Annotated in this window: 16 protein-coding genes; 4 read left to right on the top strand and 12 right to left on the bottom strand. The window is 54.5% G+C overall.

The features are described 5' to 3' along the window. Positions 1 to 138: 138 nt before the first annotated feature. The 3 genes from WJU22_RS13195 to WJU22_RS13185 all read left to right on the top strand — a co-directional run bounded on the left by WJU22_RS13195 (position 139) and on the right by WJU22_RS13185 (position 6,306). A complete protein-coding gene (locus tag WJU22_RS13195) occupies positions 139 to 3,381 on the top strand; it encodes a DUF1553 domain-containing protein (RefSeq protein ID WP_341843701.1) in 3,243 nt (1,080 codons plus the stop codon). 4 nt (positions 3,382 to 3,385) lie between these two features. Further along, positions 3,386 to 4,900 carry a DUF1501 domain-containing protein gene (locus WJU22_RS13190; RefSeq protein WP_341843700.1) on the top strand — a complete coding sequence of 505 codons (1,515 nt, stop codon included), beginning with the start codon at positions 3,386 to 3,388 and terminating at the stop codon, positions 4,898 to 4,900. A gap of 89 nt (positions 4,901 to 4,989) precedes the next feature. Next, positions 4,990 to 6,306: a DUF2231 domain-containing protein gene (locus WJU22_RS13185; RefSeq protein ID WP_341843699.1), complete on the top strand. Its 1,317-nt coding sequence runs from the start codon at positions 4,990 to 4,992 to the stop codon at positions 6,304 to 6,306. Between the two features lie 54 nt (positions 6,307 to 6,360). On the opposite strand, the gene WJU22_RS13180 is transcribed toward WJU22_RS13185, so the two are convergent. From WJU22_RS13180 to WJU22_RS13170, 3 genes are all read right to left on the bottom strand, one after another. Beyond that, a complete protein-coding gene (locus tag WJU22_RS13180) occupies positions 6,361 to 8,112 on the bottom strand; it encodes an SGNH/GDSL hydrolase family protein (protein ID WP_341843698.1) in 1,752 nt (583 codons plus the stop codon). A gap of 98 nt (positions 8,113 to 8,210) precedes the next feature. After that, the gene (locus tag WJU22_RS13175; protein ID WP_341843697.1) at positions 8,211 to 9,095 is read right to left on the bottom strand and encodes a hypothetical protein; all 885 of its coding nucleotides are present in this window, start codon (positions 9,093 to 9,095) and stop codon (positions 8,211 to 8,213) included. Between the two features lie 76 nt (positions 9,096 to 9,171). Then, a complete protein-coding gene (locus tag WJU22_RS13170; protein ID WP_341843696.1) occupies positions 9,172 to 9,561 on the bottom strand; it encodes a hypothetical protein in 390 nt (129 codons plus the stop codon). Between the two features lie 133 nt (positions 9,562 to 9,694). Between WJU22_RS13170 and WJU22_RS13165 the strand changes: the two genes are divergently transcribed. Continuing rightward, entirely contained in the window at positions 9,695 to 10,045 is a 351-nt protein-coding gene (locus WJU22_RS13165; RefSeq protein WP_341843695.1) for a helix-turn-helix domain-containing protein, read from the top strand. A gap of 65 nt (positions 10,046 to 10,110) precedes the next feature. Here the strand turns inward: WJU22_RS13165 and WJU22_RS13160 are convergent, their stop codons facing one another. The 9 genes from WJU22_RS13160 to WJU22_RS13120 are packed head-to-tail and all read right to left on the bottom strand — an operon-like array spanning position 10,111 to position 23,985. Beyond that, positions 10,111 to 11,787 (bottom strand): LamG-like jellyroll fold domain-containing protein, encoded by a 1,677-nt coding sequence (locus WJU22_RS13160; protein ID WP_341843694.1) that lies wholly within the window; start codon positions 11,785 to 11,787, stop codon positions 10,111 to 10,113. A 30-nt stretch (positions 11,788 to 11,817) separates the two neighbouring features. Continuing rightward, complete coding sequence (locus tag WJU22_RS13155; RefSeq protein ID WP_341843693.1) at positions 11,818 to 13,485, bottom strand: alkaline phosphatase family protein; 1,668 nt, start codon at positions 13,483 to 13,485, stop codon at positions 11,818 to 11,820. A 16-nt stretch (positions 13,486 to 13,501) separates the two neighbouring features. After that, positions 13,502 to 15,118 carry a DUF5008 domain-containing protein gene (locus tag WJU22_RS13150; protein WP_341843692.1) on the bottom strand — a complete coding sequence of 539 codons (1,617 nt, stop codon included), beginning with the start codon at positions 15,116 to 15,118 and terminating at the stop codon, positions 13,502 to 13,504. A gap of 19 nt (positions 15,119 to 15,137) precedes the next feature. Next, positions 15,138 to 15,818 carry a fasciclin domain-containing protein gene (locus WJU22_RS13145; protein WP_341843691.1) on the bottom strand — a complete coding sequence of 227 codons (681 nt, stop codon included), beginning with the start codon at positions 15,816 to 15,818 and terminating at the stop codon, positions 15,138 to 15,140. Further along, entirely contained in the window at positions 15,815 to 17,281 is a 1,467-nt protein-coding gene (locus WJU22_RS13140; protein ID WP_341843690.1) for a RagB/SusD family nutrient uptake outer membrane protein, read from the bottom strand. The genes WJU22_RS13145 and WJU22_RS13140 overlap by 4 nt, the downstream gene beginning before the upstream one ends. Before the next feature lie 10 nt (positions 17,282 to 17,291). Beyond that, entirely contained in the window at positions 17,292 to 20,411 is a 3,120-nt protein-coding gene (locus WJU22_RS13135) for a SusC/RagA family TonB-linked outer membrane protein (RefSeq protein WP_341843689.1), read from the bottom strand. An 11-nt stretch (positions 20,412 to 20,422) separates the two neighbouring features. After that, positions 20,423 to 21,490: a DUF5007 domain-containing protein gene (locus tag WJU22_RS13130; protein ID WP_341843688.1), complete on the bottom strand. Its 1,068-nt coding sequence runs from the start codon at positions 21,488 to 21,490 to the stop codon at positions 20,423 to 20,425. 9 nt (positions 21,491 to 21,499) lie between these two features. Beyond that, positions 21,500 to 22,507: a hypothetical protein gene (locus WJU22_RS13125; protein ID WP_341843687.1), complete on the bottom strand. Its 1,008-nt coding sequence runs from the start codon at positions 22,505 to 22,507 to the stop codon at positions 21,500 to 21,502. Between the two features lie 11 nt (positions 22,508 to 22,518). Next, entirely contained in the window at positions 22,519 to 23,985 is a 1,467-nt protein-coding gene (locus WJU22_RS13120) for a RagB/SusD family nutrient uptake outer membrane protein (protein WP_341843775.1), read from the bottom strand. Positions 23,986 to 23,989: the final 4 nt, after the last annotated feature.

Below are 23,989 nucleotides of genomic sequence, written 5' to 3'. Positions count from 1 at the left end.
GTTCATAGACTGGATAGGTCGGATTTGTGCAAATATACGTTGCCTTTGTGTATTGTACATATCCACCATTTGATATACATTTAACAAAGACGATGGGTCGCTTTTGTTCGCACCTGAAACTTGTAAAAATTCCACCTGATGCGACGGTTCCTGTTAATACTGCTACTGCTGGCATTCATCATTGGCATGAGTGTGTTTGTATCTTCCTCCTCCAACCCGGACCTGCCGGCCGATGTTGCGGCTGCCTATGATGCGCTCGATGGGCCGCTGGATTACAACAGCGATGTAAAACCCATCCTTTCGGACAAATGTTTTGCCTGCCATGGCCCGGATAAAGCCAAACAAAAAGCCGGCCTGCGGCTGGATATTGCCGACTTTGCCTATGCAGATCTGCCGGAGAATCCTGGCAAGGTTGCCATCGCCGCGGGGAACCTGCAGAAAAGCGAGGTTTTCCACCGGATCATTTCCACCGATCCCCAATATTTAATGCCCACGCCCAGCTCCCACCTCACCCTTACTGCCGCGGAAAAAGCAGTACTGATAAAATGGATAAAAGACGGGGCGGAATATAAACCCCACTGGGCTTTCGTAAAACCCGTCAAACCAAACGTCCCGAAGATCAACGAAGACGAATGGAAACGCAATAACCCCATCGACAATTTCATCCAGGCCAGGCTCAAAAAGGAAAAGCTATCCCCTGCCGCCGAAGCGGATAAAGAGCTCTTGCTCCGCCGCGTATCGCTCGACCTCACCGGCCTCCCGCCTACATTAAAAGAGATCAACGATTTTATCGGGGACAATTCGCCGGAAGCATACGAAAAACAGGTAGACCGCCTGCTGAGCTCACCGCATTTCGGGGAAAAGATGGCGGTAGACTGGTTAGACGCCGCCCGGTTCGCCGATACGCATGGATACTCCATTGATGGCGAACGGGATATGTCGCCCTACCGCGACTGGGTGATCAAAGCATTTAACACCAACCTTTCCTACGACCGGTTCCTGCAATGGCAACTGGCGGGAGACCTGTTCCCACATCCGGACAAGGAAATGATCATCGCAACGGCCTTCAACCGCAACCACCCGCAAAACATGGAAGGCGGCATCGTGGAAGAGGAATTCCAGACAGAATATGTGGTAGACAGAACGAATACCTTCGGGACCGCCATGCTGGGGCTTTCCATCGGCTGCGCCAAATGTCATGACCACAAATACGATCCGATCACCCAAAAAAATTATTACGAAATCTTCAGCTTCTTTAATAACGTAAATGAAGCGGGACAAATCTCGTTCAACAACGCTACCCCAACGCCTACCTTATTATTACCTACAGCGGAACAGGAAAAAGCCATCCGGATAATCACCGACAGTATTGCGCAACTGGAAAAGCAGCTGCAGGCCTCAGCGCGCAATGCCAACGCCGGTTTTGAGCAATGGGCCGGCAAAAAAGAATATCAAAAACAGGTAGCGTTCAAGATCCCGGCAGACAATCTGCAGGCATACTACAATTTCGATAATGGTGATTTTAAAAATGTCATGGATCGCAAGCAGGCAGGCGTGATGGGCGGGATGAAGAACGATCCGGGAAAGGGAAGCGATTTTTCCGCAAACGGCCACGGGAAAGCGTTGCGGCTCAACGGCGACAACTGGCTGGACGTAAAACCCGTTGGCGTATTCCGCAAATCCCAGCCCTTTACGATCGCCTTGTGGGTCAACTTACCAAACGCACTAAAACAAGGGGTTATTTTTCATAAGGGCGACCGGGAACGTTTGTACAATTTCAGAGGATATCATCTATACCTCAAAAACAACAAACTGGAAATTATGATGGCCCACACCGCCCCTTCGGACGCCATCACCCGGATATCCACCGCCGACGTTCCCCGCGACAAATGGATCCCCCTTACCGTAACGTACGATGGCTCGTCCAAAGCCGCAGGTTTCAACCTTTATATGGATGGCACGCTCCTGCAAATGGAGACAACCATGGACCAGCTCAATAAAGACATTCTTTTCGGAAATCCGGTGAATGGTGTAATTGGCGCCAACGAGATCGGTTTGCAAATTGGCGGCTGGGACCGCGGCTTCGGGATCGCGAATGCCCTGGTCGATGATATTGCCGTGTATAACCGCTGCCTCAGTCCGCTGGAAGTCAGTATCCTCGCAAAGAAAACAACCTGGGCAGCCGTTGCGGCACAACCAGACCTTCCCGCCCTGCAGCAGTATTACCTGTCTGCCGTTGCGCCCGCTTTACAAACCGAAAGAGCAGAGCTCATGCGCCTGCGCAATAAACTGGCGGACGCGGGCGCTCCGGTCAAAGAGTTGATGGTTATGCAGGAAATGCCGACGCCTAAAAAATCATATTTATTAACGCGGGGAAATTACGACATGCCTGCCGAGCCCGTATTCCCCAATACCCCGGCCAGCATCCTGGGCTATCCCAAAGATTTTCCCAAAAACAGGTATGGCCTCGCCAAATGGGCCACACACCCGGATAATCCATTAACCGCCAGGGTGGCGGTGAACCGCTTCTGGCAAAACTTCTTCGGGACCGGGCTCGTAAAAACAGCGGACGATTTTGGGAACCAGGGCGAGATGCCCAGTCACCCTGCTTTACTCGACTGGCTGGCGACAAATTTCACCGCATCCGGCTGGGATGTAAAAGCCATCAACAAACTCATCGTCATGTCGGCCACCTACCGGCAGGATTCCCGCGCGTCGGGCACCGCGAAGGAAAAAGACCCTGAAAACCGGCTGCTTTCCCATGGCCCGGCCTTCCGCATGTCTGCCGAAATGGTGAGAGACAACGCACTGACAGCAAGTGGATTGCTGAACCCGGAAATCGGTGGCCGCAGCATTAAACCCTATCAGCCAAACGGCCTTTGGGAAATCAACAGCAAAACTTACGACGCGGATACCGGGAGCATCGTCTACAAACGAAGCCTGTATGTGTTCGTAAAAAGGTCGGTCCCCAATCCGACACTCGCCACCTTCGATGCGCCCTCCCGTAGTTATTGCATCGTCAGCCGGCAAAAAACAAATACGCCTTTACAGGCTTTGGTGACCCTGAACGACCCCTCCTATCTCGAAGCGGCAAAAGTACTTGGCGAACAAATGACGGTAGAAGCAGACGGCAGAAAAGCCATCGCCGATGTATTCAGGAAACTCACGGGCCGTTCCCCGCAAAACAAGGAAATAGATCTGCTCCTGCAACTCCGGCAGGTGGAATTGGGGAAATTCAGGCAGTCTCCCAAAAAGCAAAGCGGCTGGCTGCATGCCGGTCAACACACCATTAACGGAGCGCTGGATAGCGCCATGGTGGCGGCCAACACGGTAGTGGCCAGTACCATTCTCAATTCGGATGCATCACTCATAAAAAGATAAGCGCATGTGCGACCATCATGAAGAAAAGTTCCGGCTCAACACCCCTGATTTTTCCAAACTGAACCGGCAGGCAGGGCGCCGCAATTTCCTGACCCAGACTTCCATGGGCATCGGCGCCCTGGCATTGGGCTCGCTGTTGGGGAACAAATTGTTCAGCAATTCGCCCAAACCGGTTGTCGGGAACGCTACGGGCGATATGGAGCAGGAAATCCTCAAAGCCATCCCGCACTTCGCCCCTAAAGCCAAAAGGGTCGTGTACCTGTTTATGGCCGGCGGCCCTTCCCAGTTTGAAACGTTCGACTACAAGCCCGTACTGGAAAAACTGAGGGGCCAGAACCTCCCGGATTCCGTCAGGAACGGCCAGCGCCTTACCGGCATGAGCTCCGGCCAGGCGTTGTTACCTGTGGTACCTTCCGCTTTCAAATTCAATCAGCACGGCGAAAGCCAGACCTGGATCAGTGATTTATTACCCTACACAGCAAAAGTGGTAGATGAACTTTGCATCATTAAATCCATCCACTCCGAGGCCATCAATCACGACCCTGCCATCACCTTCCTGCAAACCGGCAACCAGCTGCCCGGCCGCCCCTCCATTGGCTCGTGGCTGAGTTATGGATTGGGGTCCGACAATGAAAACCTCCCAACATTCATCGTGCTGGTTTCGAAAGATGCGTCAAAAGACCAGCCGCTGTATGCGCGGTTGTGGGGAAACGGGTTCCTGCCTTCGGAATACCAGGGCGTGCAGTTCAGATCGGGAAAAGACCCCGTGCTGTTCCTCAACAACCCCGAAGGGTATGATGGTGCAGACAGGAAGGAAATGCTCGCATACCTTTCCCAACTCAACCAACTGCAAAACTCCGTGTATGGCGACCCGGAAATCGATGCCCGGATCGCACAATACGAAATGGCATTCCGCATGCAGACTTCCGTTCCGGATGTGATAGACGTTAAAGATGAACCGGATGAGATATTTGACCTGTACGGCCCCGGCTCCCGCGATGCCGGCACCTATGCGGCCAATTGCCTGCTCGCCCGAAAGCTGCTGGAAAAGGACGTGAAGTTCGTTCAGTTATACCACCAGGGCTGGGACCATCACGGCAGCCTACCCGCCCATATGCCGGGGCAATGCCGATCTATCGACCAGGCCACCGGCGCCCTGATCACCGATCTGAAACGAAGGGGTTTGCTCGAAGATACGCTCGTGATCTGGGGCGGTGAATTCGGCCGCACGGTATATTCCCAGGGTAAGCTCACCCCCACGGATTACGGCCGCGATCATCATCCCCGGTGCTTTACCATGTGGATGGCCGGCGCAGGCGTTAAGCCAGGCATAACTTTCGGGGAAACGGACGATTTCAGTTACAACATCGTCAAAGATCCCGTACACGTACACGACTTCCAGGCCACTTTGCTGCACCTGATGGGCATCGATCATGAACGGCTTACCTACAAATTCCAGGGCCGGCGCTTCAGATTGACCGATGTGGAAGGAAAAGTAGTAAGAGACATCCTTACCTGATCCCATCACCACACCATCATGACATCAAAAAGGAACTTCATCCGTCATTCCACCCTGGCAACCGCTTTGCCGCTCAAATTAACATACGTATGATATTGCTGGACATTTTCACTTTCTCGGGACGCCTTCATCCGTTAATCGTGCATTTGCCCATCGGCTTCATTTTGCTGGCATTGCTCTTCAACCTGCTATCCTACAGCCGGAAATTCGAATACCTGAAACAGGTGGTACCCCTCACTTTGCTGGCGGGCTTTGTAGCGGCCGTATCAGCCGCCGTGTTTGGTTACCTGCTTTCTTTGAAAGGGGATTATGATGCGGATGCGTTAAACAGGCATAAAGTATCCGGTATTTCGCTGGCGGCGATCGCTGGTTTGCTGTATTTTTCAACGACCCGTTTCTTCCTGAAAGAAATCCCCGTGCCCCGCCCGCTGTTTTCCGCGTTACTGACCGGCCTGGTAGTACTGATGAGCTATTCCGGGCATCAGGGCGCCGGCCTCACCCATGGCCACGATTACCTGACCATGCAGGTACTGTTCAAGCAGGAAAGACCGAAACCAGCCAACCTCGAAAACGCCCTGCTGTTTGAAGATGTGGTACTGCCCGTCTTGCAAGCCAAATGTGCGGCCTGCCACCGGAACGGGAAAAGGAAAGGCGACCTGGTACTGGAAGACCTGCCAGGCATTCTGAAAGGCGGCAAAACGGGGCCAGCCGTACAACCCGGCAACCTGGATTCCAGTGAACTGATCAGGCGCGTCATGTTAGACCCCGGCCACAAAGACTTTATGCCGGCAGATGGGAAACCACCCCTGTCCAGCAATGAACTACAACTGATCAGCTGGTGGGTAAAGGAAGGAAAAGCGGAGCCCGGGAAAACAATAGCATCACTCCCGGATACGGTGGCCATCAAAGCCATGGCGGCGCAGTACCTGGGATTTGCCCCCGTATCGGCAGCAAACAATGACTTTACCCAAGACCTCCATCCAGACATCCCCGCATCGGCCGACACCGCTTTAATGGGCAATCTCCGGAAAGCAGGGCTCACGGTAAGATTGATGCTTCACAAACCCCTGATGCTGGATGTGACCTTACCTGCGGGTTCGGGTATTACGGCGGCTGCGGCAAAAAATGCCATACTGCCCCTGTCAAAACATATCATCTGGCTGAATGTATCGGGCAACGGATTTTCGGATGGCGATCTGGATTTCCTTTCCGCGTTAAGCAATTTGGAAAAGCTCCGGCTGGATAAAAACCCGGTAACGGACAAGATCTGCGGGCAACTTACGGAATTGAAACACCTGCAGGCGGTAAACCTGAATGAAACAGGCATCACATCCGCAGGGCTCGACCAGTTGAAAAAGAATGCGGCCATCAAACGGGTATATAGCTGGCGGACGGTTGCCCGTTAGTGTACAGCGATTTGTCATTAACAGGAGAACGCATCCTCCTGTCGCGCATTGCCGCTATCTGCCGATCAGCTTGCCGATAAACGCCCCCAATCGCTCGTACCCTTTTTCATTCGGATGGAGCCCATCGCTGAAGAGCGTTTCATCCAGCTTTTTGTTGCTATCGAGCAATACACCGCCGGCATCTGCATAACTAACTTTTGCAGCCGACGCCACGCCCGCGTACAACCGGTTCAACTTCGCGACCCGGGCTTCCATACCCCGCCGCGGAAGGATCCCCAGCACCAAAACCTTCGCTGCCGGCTGCCGCTCACGGATGGCCGCCAGCAACTGTTTGAGCCCTTCTGCAATTTCGGCATCGGAGTTGATCTGCAAATTATTGGTACCGATCAACAATACGATCTGCTGCGCCGAAAACCCATCCAGTTCCCCATGATACACCCGCCACAACACATTCTCTATCCTATCCCAACCGAAACCCAGGTTAACGGCGTTCCTGTTCCCGAAATATTTATCCCACGACGCTGCGCCCCTGGCCAGGTGCGCCTTAGGCCCGCCCGACCAGAAATGGGTGATCGAATTGCCGATCATAACCAGTTGCGGCGAGTTCGTTTTATTATAGTCCAGCACTTCGTTATGCCGCTTCTCCCAATCATAACCGGGCAGCTCGCGGTATTGCGTCACCGGGCGGGACGTGACCACATTCCCTTCCGGCCGTATGAGTATTTTCCGGATCGTTTTTGCATAGGCATTGGCGTAGTTCATCATCCCGATGTCGTTCGGATGCACACCGTCTACCATACTTTCGATATCCTGGCCGATTTCATTTTTGGTCAGAAGATGGATGTCCTTTATCCCTTTTGCCTTCAACTGCTTGAAAGCTTCGTTCAGCGCCAGGTTCGGCCGTTCGGATTCCGCCTTCCGGTTTGGGCTGATCAGCTCATCCGTATAGCCGTCGTGCTCGGTCAACAGGATGGGGACACCGGGCCTTTTGCTTTGCAATTGCAACACAGCGGCCGTAATCTTTTCCATCAACGCTTCTTTTGGCGTGCCCGTGAGGTTGGGCAGGCAATCTAGCACATACAGCCCGGCATCGATTTCTGCAACGAGATCGATCACTTCTTTCTCCAGTTGGCCGTTCCCGGAAAACCCGAGGTTGATGACCGGGTGGTCCAGTTTCCGTTGCAGGATGGCCGTCCACGCCAGGCCGGGCCGGGTGGCACAAGCACCCTGCGCGATCGACGTCCCGTAAACAACGATCGGCTTTTCCCGGCGAACGGGAATGGGCGTAAAAGATTTATCGGCCGGCACATAAATTTCCATCCACTTCACCGAATTGTACAACGGCAGGTACAAGGTATATTCCCGGTCCTGATTACCGCTCAGGTTTTGAAAACGATAGGTGATGGTATCTCCGAAAGCGAAGGTCCCGCTGCTCCAGATCCATCCCCCATCCCTGTCTTTCGCATACAAATCCACCCCGCTTACGCCCGTGGCCGGCATATGCGACATTTGCAAACCGCCTTTTACTGTGTATTTCACGACGATTTCCGGGGAGTTCGAATGGAACCGGAGGCTCATCCCGGCGCTGTTGTTGGACAAGTACCACACCGCAGGCCGCACAACGCCTTCCGCTTTTGCCGGCAGACGATCGTAAGGGTCTTTGACCTGTTTGGGCCAGGCCTGCCCCTCCAGGACGGCGATATTTTCCTTCGCAGGGTCCCATGCCTTGTAAGTCAACTTATCCTGTGCAATTCCAGTTTGGCTGCCGGCTATGAGTAGCGCGATAAAAAGTAGGGAACGGTTCATTTGGCCAATATAGGGCGAATCATTCAAAGTTTTTAAACGACGCTCACCCATCGGCAAATCATCCATATGCCGATTCATTCGAAAAACAGACCTATCCTTCATAAAAACGGAAAACCGTGATCGTCCACTATTTTATACGCATATAACTTATGCGCCATCTCTAAATGGTCTACCAAAATATTGGGGACCTGGATGATCGTGCCATCCTTCAGATTTAATTTTGTAACTGCAAACACGCTGTAAGGATTTCGACTTCCACTAACCATTTTAATCGAGTAATCCAACAAATCTCTTTTATCGTATTTCACGGGATTATCTATCTCGCCGAAATAAAAAACATCATTCCTTCTCGACATGACCAGGAGCTTGCCCCTCGCATATTTTACATATCTAAAAAAGACAAACAGGTGCACACCGCCTCCCACCGCAATAATTAATATTAACATCCACATCCTCAACCAAAAAGAAAATGGATGAGACGTTGCCAAAATGCCTATGAAAATTAAAACTGCAGTCATGAAAAAACTTAACCAGCATGTTGACCACAAATACTTCCGGATCGATTTTGGCGTCAGGAAATATCTGAAGTCCTGCGTCACAAAATGCTTCAAATTGCTTTTAAACAAGGTATTTTCCTTCTTGAAACCTGTTGGTTCGAACGGGACTTGCCCGAAAAAAGTTTGAATGAAAGGGAACGCATCCTGCAAATGGGTAAAACTTTTGGTAAAAAGTATTTGCTTGTCGTCAAAGTAATGCAGGACAAATTTTTGATGATAAAACACCGAAATCTTCAAAAAATCGTTTTGCTTTCCTTCAATGGTAATGGAAGGGTTCGTTAAACTGATTTCGATCTTTTCTCGTTCGGTATTCCAGGGATAACTATTGATCAATGCAATCGTTTCTTCAAATCCACGCTCCTGGATATCAACAAATTCTCCTATCTCGAAATTTTTATACTGGACTTTGGAAATCAGCTGCGCCATAGGTCAACAATGATAAGAAAAAAAGGCAAACCGGCCTACGCCAGCTTGCCTTTTCCGTTGGGAACAACTGCTACGCCTACAATATATTATGCGGATTATCGATCACACAGCGCCAAACGCCGTCCGCGCCTTTGCGCACTACGTCCGTTGAAGTGCCGCCATATCTCGCGGGATTCCCTTTTTCATCGTTAAACTCCACTGCCCAGTCGAGGATGAGGAGTGCGATGTCTCCATTGATCAATGTGTGCCGCGTTGCGCCGGAAATTCTTCCGTTCAATGAAAAATACGGCAGCAACGCTTCTTTCAACGCCGCTCCGCGGGCAATGCTACCGGGGCTCCCGGCGATGACCGCGTTTTTCTCGTAATATGCGTCTATCAGATCGTCTACATTACCCAGGTTAAAGTAATGCATGAACACCTCCGTCGTTTTATCCGGAGTTGTTGCGATGGGTGCTTCCTGTGTCATTTTGCTTTTTTGGTGGTGATTGGATTATTGAACCTGTCTGATGCATCGACCCGTCAAAATTACTTACTTTCGCTATCCAAAGTATAGTACTTTACTTTTGTATAGTGCGATGTAAAATCCAATTTTGAAACACATGAAAGAACCGTCGATAGAAGAATGCGCCCGCTCCATCCTCCCGATCCGGGATGTATTGGACATCCTCAGCGGCAAATGGAAGTTGCAGATCTTAATGCTGCTGATGTTCGAAAAACGGAGATTCAAGGATCTGCAAAACCTGGTCCAGGGCATCACACCCAAAATGCTGTCCAAAGAATTGCGCCAGCTCGAAATGAACCAGCTGATCATCCGGAAAGTATTCGACGAAACGCCCGTCCATATCGAATACTCCATTACGCCTTATGGCAAAACGCTGAAGAAGATCATCGTCGAAATGGAAGATTGGGGTAAAAAACACCGGAAAAGGATCATGTCGAAACCTTCATGATCCCCACCAACAAAAAAGGGAGGCCATGGAAATAGCCCCCCTTTCAACAAAAGTTGTATGACGATTTATTCTACTATCTCCACTTTGCCGTCTAGCGCCCAATCGGGTTTCATTTTTACGCCCATCCATGCCAGTACGTTCGACGTCAGGTCCATCGCGCGCGGCACCAGCAGCGTAGCGTCGATGGAAGAAGGGTTGAGCACCTCGGTGCGCGCGTCCCAACGCGGCGTGTTCTGCATCACGAGGTCTACCCCGCTCGGACTGTAATCCTTGATCGTATTGCCCGCCGGTTGCTCATTCGCTTTCCAGTAACCGATGAGCGAGGCGTAGGAAGGATGCTGGTTCGTCACCGTCCGGAAAGCCCAGGCTTCGATCGTGGCCGCCGGAAGAACGGTATTCCACACCCGCACATCCGCGATGTAATTTTCGCCGGACGTATTAGCCCCGTTGTAACCGTAGTTCAGCGTCCCGTCCGACCCGATCGCCAGCGGCAGTTCTGCATCGAGGCTGCCTTTGTTGGCAATGCTGCCACCGGAAACGAAAAATTTCCCATCCATATAAAAGTCCACCGTTCCCTGCCGGTTAAATGTAACCGTAATGTGATGCCATTTGCCGTCGGCTACGGGAGGCCCGTTGCGGACATCGATACGGCTGGTGCCGACGCCCTTGAAGTTCAGGCGCAGGTTGCCGTTCTGTTTATAGATCACCCAGCCGGTATTGCCGCCGCTTCCCCAGTTCTTATTGGCGATCACCGGATGGTCTGCGCCGGAATTGAGCTGGGTAAGGATGTTGAACTCGATAGTAAAATTCTGGTCGGCCCCTACTTTAAAAATAGGATTGTTCGTATAGGCCGCTTTGTCGTTCCCGTTTTCCCGGTTAAAGAAAGCATACTTCCCATCGTAAGGCACGTTCACCAGGGGCATTTCCACCTGGCGCGACACGAACGATGGGTGATGGTACAACAGGAATATATTCCTTTCATTGAACGAAGCGCCGCCATAAGCGCCGGTTTCGAGGCCGCCGTGGTTAGACGTCACTACCACCAGCCAGTCTTCCCGCGCAAAATCCCTCCGGTTGCGCATCGCGTTGAGCACATCGCCCACATAACCATCCACCGCTTTGAGCGCATCCATGTAAGTAGCTGCGGCTGCACTGAACCCGCCGGTTACCCCGGCGCGCTGCACGCCGTTAAACGCTACCACCAATACATCCGGGCTGCCCGACTGCAGGCGTTTTACCGCGCTGTCCCGCGCCTGTACATCGTTCCCGGCCGTATTGACCCAGGCGTTGGCGCTGCCGCTTTTCAGCAGCGTATCGTTCAGCGACGCGCTGCTGGATACGCTCACGATATCCAGCACAGGGTTGGTTGCCAGCCGCTGGAGGAAAGACGGGAATGCCTGCAGGTTGTGGCCGCGGTACCAGGATTCCTTCACCGCGTTTTTCAGATTGGTGACGCCCGTGAAAAGGCCCGCCCAGCTGGCGGCGTCTTTCGACAAGGTGTCAGACACCGCATCCCAGCTATAGATGGAATGTTCGAGCAGCGATTTCAAATGCGGCATGTCCGCATCTTTCACCACCTGGCCGCGGGCGCCTTCGATGGCGATCACCAGTATCTTCTTTTTAGACCCGGTATTGATGGAACTGTCTTGCCCCACGCGCTCGTCGAACAGCACGGGCTTGTTGCAGGCTGCGATGGCCAGTACCCCGGCCGCAAAGGCGCAAAATATCTTCAGTTTATTCATGGTAAGCTCTGATTCGATTGTTAATATCTGCTATGGCACCCTGCTGATACCGTCCAGCCCCCAACCGGAGTCGGCGGCAATTTTCAGCCAGGCGAAAATGGAGGGGAGCACATCCACCGACTGCGGCACGGCAGCGGGCTGCGGTACGTTGCAGAAGGAAATTTCCTGTGTGATCCAGTTCGGATTGCCGAAAACCGTCAGCGGGTTGTCGCGGCCGCTGGCGTCGGCCAGCTGGTTGCCGTTGGGGCCCGTCCCCTTCCACCAGCCGATCATCCGGCTGAAATAGGGATTGGTATGCTGCGTGGTGTCGCACCCGCTGTACTTTTTGAAATCTTCCTTTTTCCAGAGCGTATCCCAAACGCAAACGTTCGACATGAGGAAATCGTCGTTTCCCCAATTGATCCGGTATTTGCCGGTTATGTCGTCCCCAATCACGAACTTCAGCTGCTGCCCCGATGGCGCGAAGGGCGACAGGTTATTGAGGGAACTGCTGCCCGCCGGTTCACCGTCCTGGAAAAGCAATACTTCGCCCGGGCCGGTGCGCCTGTCTACCGTAATGGCAATGGTATGCCAGCGGTTGTCGTTGATCCCGGCCGCGGAGGAATTAATGTCTACCCTCCCGCTGCCGCTGCCGGCCTGGAATTTCCATTTCCCGGCCCCCACCGGGCAAAGTAACCAGCCGGGGTTATTGCCGCTGTTCCAGTCTTTGTTGCCGACGAAAGGCACATCGCTGACGAAACCGCGCGTCCGCACGTTGAACTGTACGGTAAACTGTTTGATACTGTCGAAATTGTACAACGGGCTTGCAGAAGCCGCATATTGCCCGTCAGACGCGTATCGCGCGGCTCTGAGCGAAGTCAGCGGCTGCTCTACCTTCGTGCCGGTGAAGGCTTTGTTATGAAAGAGCGTGAAAATATTCCGCTCTTCCGGCGAACTACCACCTTCCGCCTTGGCGATGCCGCCGTGGTCGGAAGCGATGATCACCAGCCAGTCTTCCTGCGCCGCGCCAGGCCGGGCCTTCAGCGCAGCGAGGATTTCGCCGATATAGGTATCTGCCTGTTCGATGGCCTGCATGTATTCCGGCACATCGGGGCCGTACCCGAATTGATGCGCGGCGGTTTTCACACCCGTAAAGCCCACGAGGAGCAGATCGGGATCATCCTGCCCGAGGCGCTTCACCGCACTATCTTTCACCTGCGCATCCGCATCGGGGAGGCTGATGGAAACATCGGCACCGCTCACCAATTGCTGGTTCAGCACCGGCCACGACTGGATGGATACCGTGCGCAGCTTCGGCGAGAATAATTTCACATAGCGGAAAGCCATCGGGAATTTAACGGCGTCGTAGCCGGTAAAGGAATTGTCTTTCACGCCATGCTTGTTGCTCCACACGCCGGTGAGCAGCGACGCCCATCCGGAGCCGCTTTGCGTTGGCTGCTGTGTGAGCGATTCATAGCTATACACGGCATTGGGCAGCAGCGCCGCGATGGCCGGCACCTGCGCCACTTCCATCGCATCTCCGCGCAAGCCGGAAACACCGATCAGCAATACTTTTCTCTTGATCCCGGAGGCGACTGGCGCCGTGGTCGTATCCGCGGGATCGATGTCGTTGGGCGGCCCCACTACCAGCAGCTTGTCTTTGAAACAGGCCGACAGGCCCAGCAGCCCTATCAGTAAACAGATATAAAATCTTTTCATAGTTGAATTTTTGAGATCAATAGCGCAGGAGTACGATACGGCTGAGCGACAGCAAATCGAATTCCGTGAAGGAGCCCACCATCAGTGTGGCGTTGGCGTTCGGCACGTTCAGCATGGCATCTACAAATCCGCTCATGCCGCCCATGGTGTTGTACCCTTCGCTTATTTTGCCGTCTCCGTCGAGCACCACGGTGCCTTCGCGACGGACGCCGGAGAAGAGATCGAATGAACCGGTGATCAGGATTTTACCGTTTTTCAACTGGAACCCTTTCCGCACAAGCCCGTTAGGCCCGCCGTTCACGCCCGTGCCCACGGAAAATGAGGGGTCTCCGCTGCCATTGGCCTTCAGCACGGCTACCTTGCGGCTTTCCGCGCCGTTGTATTTCATAAAGGCGCCGGCGATGAGGATGCGCCCGTCGGCGAGCACGCAAACGCTGTTCACGCTGGCATCCGGGCCCGTGCCGGGACTGAAATCGCCGTCTGCGGAGCCATCCCTGTTCAGCCGGGCGATATTGGGGCTAGACTGGCCGTTGTACCTGGTAAAGTTCCCGACGATGAGCATCTTGCCATCGTCCAGCATTACGGCGTCGTTCACAGGGCCGTTGGGCCCGGCGAAGCTGCTCCGCGTGGCCGCGTTGAAATGGAAGGAAGAATCAAACGTACCGTCTTCATGCAGCCGCACCATCCCTTCCATCCTGATACTGTCTACCAGGATCGAATCCCGCAACCCGTCAACCGTCACGCCGGCGAAGTTTTTGCGCATGAAATATTTGAAGCTGCCGAACACGACCAGCTTTCCGCTGTCGGGCGTTTGCACGATGTGATGGATATCTCCGTCGAAGTAAGCGTTCAGCGCGGGGATGCCCTGTTTTTTGCCGGCCACGTTGGTGATCTGCAGGCTGTCCATCGACCCGTTGTCGTTGAGGCGGGTGATGCGGGATACGTACCCTGCCTGAAAACGGTCATCGTAATTATCGAAAGTTCCGCCGACCACTATTTTTCCGTCAGACTGTACCGCGATGGCATTGACGCTTCCGCCAAATCCCTTCCCTATTTTAAAATCCCGGTCGATATGCCCGTCTGCATTGATCCGCGCGAGGCCATGATAGCCGTCTTTGGCGCCGGAGTTATCGTAGTCGTCGAAAGTGCCGCCGATCAGATATTTGCCGCCCGGTACATATGCCAGGGTTTTGATGTTGCCGTTATCGGCGCCCGGCATCGACGCAAATTGCTGGTCGATGGTGATGGGCCCGGTGACGCGGAACCTCGGCCCGGGAAATACCTGGCGGGCTACAGACAGTGTGATCAGGCCGCTGCTGGCGGATGCCGGCACTTTTACCGAGACGGCTTCGTCTGTCACGGAAGAAATCTGTCCTTCCACACCATTGAATTTCACGGCAAGGCCGCTGTCTTTATACCGCTGAAACCCGCTGCCTTTGATGGTAACCGTTGTGCCGGCGGCGCCGTAGCCCGGCACCGAAGCCGTTTTGTCGATTTTTATCTGCACCGGCTCTTTTGCACCGGCATAGGGATCGGTGCCCGAAAACGGGTCTTTCTTGCAGGCCGCCAGCATAGCGGGCAGTGCCAGCATCCATACCGGGAACCAGTTGTTGTATGTTCTTTTGCTGTTCATGTGGCCGTGATCAGTATGTTTATTGAATATATTCCTTGATCGTATTGATGAAGTTATTGCCGTCGAAACCGAAGTAATGTTCGCTGTTGAGGACGTGCACGATCGCATTGCGCGTCTGCATGTCCGACGTGGCGGCGTACGACACGAAGTAGGAAGGCCTTTCCAGGCTCCGGATATCGCTGATCACCACCTTCCTCGGCCCCACGTCTTTCGTACCGTTGTAATCGCTGAAAATGACGCCGATGTTCATGATATAACCCTGCCAGGATTCCATATTCATGCCGGGGTACAGATCGGGCAGGTCGGGCGCCAGCCGGGAAATATCCTTGAGCTTGTACTTATCCCGGAATATGTAGCGCGACAGGTATTTCCGCCACACTTCGGCCGGCACTTCGTCGAGCCGCAGCGAATCCTTGAACGCCGCGTACCGCCAGCTATGCACATCGTTCATCGCCCGCTTGATCGCCAGGTCTGTAGGCGCAAAAAAGGTGACCGACGAATCCCGGATAACATTTTCCAGTCCGGCCAGCTTGATGACCGTAACGAGGGTATCGAAGTAAAAGGGGTTCGTTGCCAGCCATTCGTAGGTATCGCCGTCGTACACGCCGCGCTGGAGGCCGGAGTCGACATAGTAATCCTTTTTACAGGATGCAGTTCCTATTACGGCCCCGAGCGCCATCATCCATATTAGCTTTCTCATCGTGTCCAGTATGAATTTAAAGTGATGTTGGGATTGAAATTGCGGGCCTTTTCATCGATGGGCCACATCCAGCCGCCCCGGTTGAACTGGTCTTGCGTGAGGTAGCTTTTCACCTGCTCGGGATCCGTGATCCTGCCCGTCCGAACCAGATCGTACCACCTTACGCCTTCGCCGATCAGCTCGCGCTGCCGTTCCAGGAAAATGAAATTCTTCAGGTCCTGGCCGGAGCCGGTAAAAGGCTCGGTACCGGCACGGGCGCGGACGAGGTTCAGCATTTCCCTTGCCGGCCCATCCTGCCCGAGGTTGGCCAGCGCTTCCGCACCGGTCAGCAGCTCGCCGCCGTAACGGAACATAATGAGGTCATCGTCCAGCAGCCAGGAAGCGGAAGTGATCATGTTCACCACGTTGCTGTACTTCATGAACATCGACTGATTGTTATTGGCATAGGGTAAATAGAACCAGAGATCGCGGCGCTTGTCGGATTTGTCTACCGGGAATATTTTCTTGATATAGTCGGAGGAATAATACACGTCGCTGGACGCATAACCCACCACCAGTGGGGAATGCAGCGTCCATTGGCCGATGCTTACATACCGGGTGGTGGTGCCGTAGTTGGTGTTCACGGAGAACTCGAACAGACTTTCGCGGGTGCGGCCTTTGAATATCCGCCGCCACTCTTCCAGCGGCAGCAGCTCAAAGCGCCCCGACGCCTTCAGGGCCTGGATGGCTTCGGCGGCTTCTTTCCAGTAAGCGCGCTGGTTGTCTTTATCGAAACCCGCGGCCCACATGTCTACATTCGCGATCAGCGAAAACACCGCGCCACGGGCCGCGCGAACGCCCCATTTGGTGGGATCGTCGTATTGCCAGGGCAGGTCTTCCCGGATCTCGTTGAGCTCCTTCAGGCAGAACTGCAATACTTCCACCATCGGCGTACGGGGCAGCGACCGCCGGTCGTACGCTTCGGTGTACAACGGCACATCACCGTAAATGCGGGAGATATAGAAATAGGTGAACGCCCGGAGGAAGCGCAATTCGGCCATGTACTGCTTCTTGTCGGTTTCAGACAAGGCCGCTACGGCCGGAATGCGGTCGAGGCTGATGTTACAGGCGGCGATCGACTGGTAGAAAGGGTACCAGTCTGCCAGGCTGTTCATGTTGTATCTCGACAGCCGGTTCTTGTTGGTCAGGTCTTGCTGCGCGATGGCGGCGAATACGTCAAAGCTGGGCGGGGCGTCGATCTCACCAGCGCGGAAATCGCCGTTCCCCGGCACGTACGGGCCGTTGGTGAGGATATCGAAAAGAAAGCCGTAAGCGTTGGCGATGGCGGATTCGACATCGCTTTTCGTTTTCCAGAAAGAGGCGTCGCTCATACGATCTGGCGGCGCCACCGTCAGGAACTTTTTGCAGGATCCGGCGCCGAGCGCCAGCACAGTGATGAGAAATATACAGGTTAGTCGCTTCATGCCAATTTTTTTAGAACTCAATATTCAAACCGAACGAAAGGGACCTTGCCACCGGGTACGTATCCAGCCGGTCGCGCCCAAGGTCGGTCACCGCTTCAGGGTTCGGCCCGCTGTAGCCGGTAAACATCAGCGGGTTAGACACGGTGGTGTACATCCGGAAGGCGTTCATCCCGAACCTGCGCAGCCACGTCCGGTCTACGGAATAGCCGATCGTTACCGCGTTGAGTTTGATGAAGCTCCCGTCTTCCTGGAACAGCGTCTGGTAAATACGGTAAGAATCGGAAGTGGAGTAGTAATCGAACGGATTGGGATATTTGGCCACGTCGCCGTTCCCTTTCCAGTAATCGAGGTCCCGCAGGTCTACGAACGTAGCGTCGTCGAAGGGGTCCCTTAATTTGGTCATACGCTCGGCCAGGGCCTTGTTCAGCAGGTCGCGGCGGAAAAGGATGGTGCCGTTGAGGTTGATGCTCCAGTTCTTGTAGGTGAGGTAAGATGAGAAACCGCCGGTGATCCGGGCGATGGGGGTACCTGCCACCTGGAGGTCCGCATCATTGAGCACATAGTTGCCGTCCACGTCCCGGAACCGGGCATCGCCGGCCTTGTAAAAATCCTTCCCTTCGTTGCGCATGGGCAGGCCGGTGATGGGATCTACGGGCACGTCTGCGTTCGTGCGGTACACGCCTTCGTAGATGTGGAGGTAATTGGAAGTAGCGCTGTAACCTACGCGGTTGATGATGGTCTTGTCGTCAGAAAGCAACTGCGCCGCGCCGCCGGGCAGCGAAAGCACCACATCGCGGTTCACGGCCCCGTTCAGGCTGATCGTCCAGTTGATCTTGCTGTCGGATTTGAAAGGCCTTACGGTCAGCATCGCTTCGTAACCGTAGTTATAGATCGATGCGTCGTTCGTGAAGGTTTGCTCAAACCCTGTGCCCGTCGGTAGTTTACGGGAATACAGCATGTTGTACACCGTTTTGGTATAAGCGTCGAACGTAAGCCCGATGCGCCCCTTGAAAATGCTCATGTCGAACCCGTAGTTGAATTGTTCCACTTCTTCCGGCAACAGGAACGGGTTGGGCATCTGGCCGAGGTGCGGCGAAATACGGGTAACGCCGTTGTAGTTGCCTTTCACGTCGTACCAGCCCATCGAGGCGTAAATATTGGTTGTGGGACGGAGGTTCACGCCATAGCTAAAACGGAGGTCGCCGAAATCGAGCCATTCGGCATTCTCCAGCAGTTTTTCCTTGTTGAAGTTCCAGCGCAGGCCAACAGAGGGGCTATGCGCCCAGCGTTCGTTCTCCCCTGCAAACGAGTTGCCATCTGCCCGGTAGTTGAAGTTGACCACGTATTTCTTGTTGTAGTCGTAGCTCAGGTTGGCCGCAAAGCCCACGCTGTGCACTTCGCTGAAGCCGCCGGCATCCGGCGTTCCGCTCACGGAAGAAAAGTAGGAACTGAAGCCGTAGGGGCCATGGTAGTTATCGTTCGGGCCGTTAGACTGATTGATCACCTTGTTCTGTACATTCACGATCGTGGCTTCGGAAAACACGGAGGCATATACGCTGTGCTTTTCCTTCCAGGTGTTGTTGTAGTTGATGCTGCTCCGGTTGTAGAGGTTGCTTTTCCTGCCGCTGAAACCATACACCGCCGGTTTGTCGTTATTGGCAAGCGCGGGGATGAAGGTATCTTCCTGGTCGGAGGTATAGTTGTAGCTGGTGTTGGTAGACAGTTGCAGGTGCGGCATGAGCTCATACATGATATTCAGGTACGTCCGGATATCATAGGTACGCGTATCGTTCACCCGGTAGATGGAATTGGTGAAATGCCCTACGTTGTTGAAGTAAGACGGGCCGGGAAGCAGTGATGAGCTTACATTGCTGCCTGCGCCCACATCGGTAAGACCGTTCCCGCTGCCTTTGAGCTTTTTACCGAGGCCGGCAGACAGGTAGCCCGACAGCTGGAGGCGGGGCGTGGGGTTGAAGTTCACGTTCTGGTTGAGGGAATACCGGTCGAAGCCCGTGTTGCGCACTACGCCTTCTTCGGTATAATAGTTCAGGTTGGTTTTGTAGTTCAGCCGCTGGTCGCCGCCGGAAACAGACACGTTATGTGTATGGTTGTAGGTGGTTTGATAATAGATATCCTGCCAGTTGGTGGAGTTGTTGAAAAACGCGTTGAGGCTGTCTGACAGGAACTGGGTCTGGCTGATGCGATAGATCTCGCTCAGGTTTTTGCCGTCCTGGATCATTCTCACCCGGTATGCCCGCTCGTCCTTTCCGCCGATGGTGCTGCGGAGCTGGGGGGTGAAATTGATGAACATGTTGCCCGCATAGCGAACGATCGGTACGGCCGACTGGCCCCGGCGGGTGGTGATAACGATTACGCCGTTGGCGCCGCGGGAGCCGTAGAGCGCGGTGGCTTCCGCGTCTTTCATCACGTCGATGGACTGGATATCTTCCGGCGGGATGAGCGACAGCGGGCTGGTGCCCGGGCCCTGCGACTGGAAGCCGTATTCGAAACCGGCGTTGGCATCTACCGGCACGCCATCGATCACGTACAACGGCGACTGTGGCGTGAGGTAGGCGTTATCTCCCGAGCCGTTGACCATCATCTGGGACAGGCCACGGATGGAGGAAGCGCCCCTGAATCCGGGCGCCCCGGTATTCTGCTGGATGTTTAAGCCCGCAACACGGCCCTGCAGCAGTTGTTCCACGTTAGACACCGGAACGTCCTGCAGCTCTTTCCCGGTGATGCGCGTAACAGCGCCCGTCACCGTTTCGCGGGTCTTTTTCTGATACCCTACGATCACCGATTCCTTCAGCGAGGTGGAAGACGGCTTCATGACGATGCTGAGCGAAGTGCGGTTGTTCACCGGCACCACCAGCGTTTCGTAGGAAATAAAACGCAGCTCCAGCCGGGCGTTGCCGGGAACGGAAACGGTGAAATTGCCGTTCTGGTCTGTGGCGGCCATGGGCTTGGGCGCGGCGCCCTGCTGATGCAGCAGCACGGAAACGCCCGGCAGCGGGCCGCCTTCGTCCGCCACTACCCTTCCCTTCACGGTGATGAGTTGTGCATTCGTTGCGCTGTAGCAAAACAGGAACAGCACGATCAGCGAAAAGCGATTAAAAAATAATTTCATATTCAAGGGAATTAATCGTCGTTAAAAATGGGATCGCGGCGGAAGTAGAAAGTGATGGTCCAGTCGCCCGGTTCATAAATGGCGAAATTCAATCCGAAGCTCGCATCCAGCCTTTCCCCTCCGAATCCTTTCCGGCTATAACCGAATTTCACGTTCGCTTTCCCGCTGTTGGCCCAGGTGGTGTTGAGCTGGGTCAGCGGGATGGGATATGCCACGTCATAGGTAACGCCCATGGCGGTTTGCCGGCGATTGAAGCCGTGCAGGATCTTATCCCACTGCGTATTGCTGAACTTCGCCGGGTCGATCGGGTTGAAGCGCGGGTCCACGAACTTGAACGTCAGCGAATGGCCGGTGGCATTTTCTTTGGTGAAGTATACGGAGATGAGGGTATCGGTGAAAAGACTGTCTTTCGTGAAATACATCTTGCTCACACCCGTTGGGTGAATGGTGTAGGGCACGATGTTGGCGCCGCCGCCGGAAGGCCGCGGGCGGGATTCCGTTTTGCGTTCGCGGGTATACACATCGAATTCATACGGTTCGTACGGTACTTCCTTGATGGGCCGCAGCCAGAAGTCTTTGATAATCCTTTCATTGCCTTTGTTGCGGACCTTGATATCGAAAAGGTACCCGGAATCGGGGTAGCTGCGGATGAGGGTCGACGGCGCATTGCGGAAGATGATATCGCCGGAGCCGCTGCGTACTTCCAGGAAAGGCGCTTCCACCCACACGCGCTTGGCTTCGATTTCGGCCAGCGAGGTTTCGAGGCCGGTGTAGTCGCGTTTCCATTCCTGCACTTTCACTTTTTGAAAAAGCTCGGGTACATTGGTGTGGCCGCCGTTTTTGGTGCGGGCGTTCTCTATCGAGAAAATGAGCGGGTATGTGGAACCATCGGCGCTGAACTGCGTCAGCTCCAGCGCGGTGCGGCCGAGAATGGGCTCGTATACCGATTTCATGTTGAAGCTGGCATCCTGGCTGAGGTAATCCTTCTTTTCAGGCAACTTCTTGCAGGCGATGGCCAGCACCATCACGACCGGTATTGCCAGGCAGCTGTTCCATTTCATTTGCTGTAATTTTTTCATGTTGATCGTTTATTGCTCCCTGATAGCGGTGTAACGTAAAATTTCCTCGACCTTATGCTCCTGCCCCTGCGCATCCATGAACCTGAACTTGAGGTTGAAAGCCAGGTTATCGGGGTCGAAGCGGGAACCCATGTCTTCTACCGTTTGGTTCGCTGCGGAAGGCGCCGCTTTCACAACCGCCGAGAAGTCCGGATTAACGGTGATCTGCATCTGATCGCCGGTGGGGCCGTTGGTCAGTGCTTCGGTTTCCACCGTTTGCCCATCAATCGCTTTGAGGCGTTTCACGTAGAAGTTCCAGAGGTTGATGGTGCCGTTGGGCTGGGTGCGCGCGCCATCGGCGAACACTTTCATTTCCGACCAGAGGTTCTGCTTTTCCCGCGCTTTAAAGACGAAGGTGTTGAAACCCAGCACGTGCCTGGGCTCCAGGATGTGCACCGTACCGTTTTTCGTAACGATGTTGGTGGTGCCGGCAAAAGAAGCGAGCCAGTATTTGGTGAAGCGCGACCCGTTCAGGTACGCCATGCTGATCACTTCGGCGCCCAGGCCGGGGGCACCGGCGGCAGCGCGGGTGGTATGCCGCATATTGAAATGGCGGAGGGAGAGCGACAGCAATTGCGTACCGTCCTGACCGGTGAAATCGACCATTTTGTAGGCCCCGCGGAACAGGTAATTGCCCATGACGGCCCGCCACGACGACGAATCCACGTCATCCATACCAGCGGGCGCGAGGCCGAGGGTTTTACGGTAAACATTGTAACTCTCCATGGCGGCGTGGAGACTTTGATCTGTGGGGGCGAAGAGCGTTACCGAGTCCGTTTTGAGCAGGTTTGCCAGCCCGCATTTTTCCAGTACGAACAACACGTCCCTGAAATTCTCCGGCTGGGATTTCAGGTAGTCGTAGGTAGTGCCGCCGAATGCTTCCACGGGGCGGGAATGGCGGTAGGTATCGTCTTTCCTGCAACTCCAGACGGCCCCGCAGAACAGGCACAGCAATAATATTGTTTGAATGCGTTTCATGAAGCGAATGGTTATTGTTGCCAGTATTTGTTTTGTTGGATGGGAGAAGCGGAGCTGAGCTGCGATTTGGAAATCGGCCAGAATTGCGCGCCATTGGCCAGATCTGCCGGGGAGAAACGGGAATATTGTTCCAGTTTTTCGAACCGTACCAGATCGAACCAGCGCCAGCCCTCTCCCAGCAGCTCGCGCCGCCGTTCCTGCAGAATGGCGTTGGCCAGCCCTGCAAGCGGGCCTTTATACTCCCCGATGCCCCGCTGTCCGCGGACGCTGTTGAGCACCTGTGCGGACTCCCCGGTTTTGCCGAGGTACAGCAGTGCTTCTGCCCTGAGGAGCAGCAGTTCTTCATACCTGAACACCACGATGGCGGATTGATAGCTGCGCAGCGGATTGGCGCCCGTTACGCTCAGCAACCGGATTTTGGAAAAAAGCGGAACGGGATTACCGAAGCCGGTAAAATAATTCCCGACACCGGCGCCACCGTCGGTCACTTTAAAGCGCTCGTCGTTCGGTTCGTCGAAAATCCGGAGGATGGAATCGTTGCTGATAAAGATATCGGGCTGGGCTTTGGAGATAAACGGCTCCGCCAGCACCCATTCTTCGATATGCCCCGAGGCGGAAGATTCCTGGTAATTTTTGTTGAACGGCATGGCGAAAACGATGTCTTCCGCCTGACCGGTAAACACACCCCCATTCCCGGTCAGCGTAGTCGTATTCACCAGGGCGTAACCGCCTTTCGAACGGTTGTCGATCACCAGCCGGGCGAATTTATCCGTCGAAAGATAATCTCCGCGCCACGCCGCGATGTGCGCCAGCAGCATGTACGCCGATCCTTTCCCGGCGATGACGCCCTGCCAGAAGGCGCTGGGCTGGCCCCAGTACTGCGACCGCAGCTCCGGGCTTTGCTGATCGTATTTCCAGGGCAGGGCTTGTGCCGCCGCCTGTGCATCCGCTGCGGCCATATCGAGCACACGGGCCTGGGGCGCGCGTTCCAGCGGTACGAATTCGCCGCTCACGGCGCGCGTCACCAGGGGCACATCGCCCCAGATACGTACGAGGTAGAAATACGCCAGCGACCGGAGGAACCGCACATGCGCCAGGTCTACCTTCATTTCCTCTTCGGTATACCGGAAGTCGTTTTTATGAACGGTCTCCAGTTTTTCGAGACAGAGATTGGCCTGGTAGATCACCGCGTAGAAAGGTCGCCAATTGCTCCAGTTTTCCAGCGCGGGAAAAGATGCGGTCAACTGGTTGGCCGTTACGGCGCTGAGGTCGCCCCGCGAAACGCTGGTAAAATCCCCGGCCCGCAGTTCCCCGTACACCAGCCAGGCGTTCTTGTCGGCCAGGGCGGAACGCAGCAGCGCGTAGGCGGAAAACACGGCGGAACGTGCATCGTTTTTAGTGGTCCACATTTTCTGTTCAGGCACGAGGTGCGAAGGCTGCACATCCAGCTTCGTCCGGCAGGAGGCCGCCAGCATCATACCC

This window comes from Chitinophaga caseinilytica (assembly GCF_038396765.1).
GTDB lineage: Bacteria > Bacteroidota > Bacteroidia > Chitinophagales > Chitinophagaceae > Chitinophaga > Chitinophaga caseinilytica.
Note: the sequence above shows the minus strand (reverse complement) of the source record. Positions and strands in the feature narration are given on the sequence as shown.

Bases quoted from the DNA above. Each gene is read 5' to 3' on its own strand.
- WJU22_RS13180 (WP_341843698.1), bottom strand. From the start codon at position 8,112: ATGAACCGTTCCCTACTTTTTATCGCGCTACTCATAGCCGGCAGCCAA.
- WJU22_RS13195 (WP_341843701.1), top strand. From the start codon at position 139: ATGCGACGGTTCCTGTTAATACTGCTACTGCTGGCATTCATCATTGGC.
- WJU22_RS13135 (WP_341843689.1), bottom strand. From the start codon at position 20,411: ATGAAATTATTTTTTAATCGCTTTTCGCTGATCGTGCTGTTCCTGTTT.
- WJU22_RS13170 (WP_341843696.1), bottom strand. From the start codon at position 9,561: ATGACACAGGAAGCACCCATCGCAACAACTCCGGATAAAACGACGGAG.
- WJU22_RS13155 (WP_341843693.1), bottom strand. From the start codon at position 13,485: ATGAAAAGATTTTATATCTGTTTACTGATAGGGCTGCTGGGCCTGTCG.
- WJU22_RS13185 (WP_341843699.1), top strand. From the start codon at position 4,990: ATGATATTGCTGGACATTTTCACTTTCTCGGGACGCCTTCATCCGTTA.
- WJU22_RS13190 (WP_341843700.1), top strand. From the start codon at position 3,386: ATGTGCGACCATCATGAAGAAAAGTTCCGGCTCAACACCCCTGATTTT.
- WJU22_RS13145 (WP_341843691.1), bottom strand. From the start codon at position 15,818: ATGAGAAAGCTAATATGGATGATGGCGCTCGGGGCCGTAATAGGAACT.
- WJU22_RS13160 (WP_341843694.1), bottom strand. From the start codon at position 11,787: ATGAATAAACTGAAGATATTTTGCGCCTTTGCGGCCGGGGTACTGGCC.
- WJU22_RS13140 (WP_341843690.1), bottom strand. From the start codon at position 17,281: ATGAAGCGACTAACCTGTATATTTCTCATCACTGTGCTGGCGCTCGGC.
- WJU22_RS13130 (WP_341843688.1), bottom strand. From the start codon at position 21,490: ATGAAAAAATTACAGCAAATGAAATGGAACAGCTGCCTGGCAATACCG.
- WJU22_RS13150 (WP_341843692.1), bottom strand. From the start codon at position 15,118: ATGAACAGCAAAAGAACATACAACAACTGGTTCCCGGTATGGATGCTG.
- WJU22_RS13175 (WP_341843697.1), bottom strand. From the start codon at position 9,095: ATGGCGCAGCTGATTTCCAAAGTCCAGTATAAAAATTTCGAGATAGGA.
- WJU22_RS13125 (WP_341843687.1), bottom strand. From the start codon at position 22,507: ATGAAACGCATTCAAACAATATTATTGCTGTGCCTGTTCTGCGGGGCC.
- WJU22_RS13165 (WP_341843695.1), top strand. From the start codon at position 9,695: ATGAAAGAACCGTCGATAGAAGAATGCGCCCGCTCCATCCTCCCGATC.
- WJU22_RS13120 (WP_341843775.1), bottom strand. From the start codon at position 23,985: ATGATGCTGGCGGCCTCCTGCCGGACGAAGCTGGATGTGCAGCCTTCG.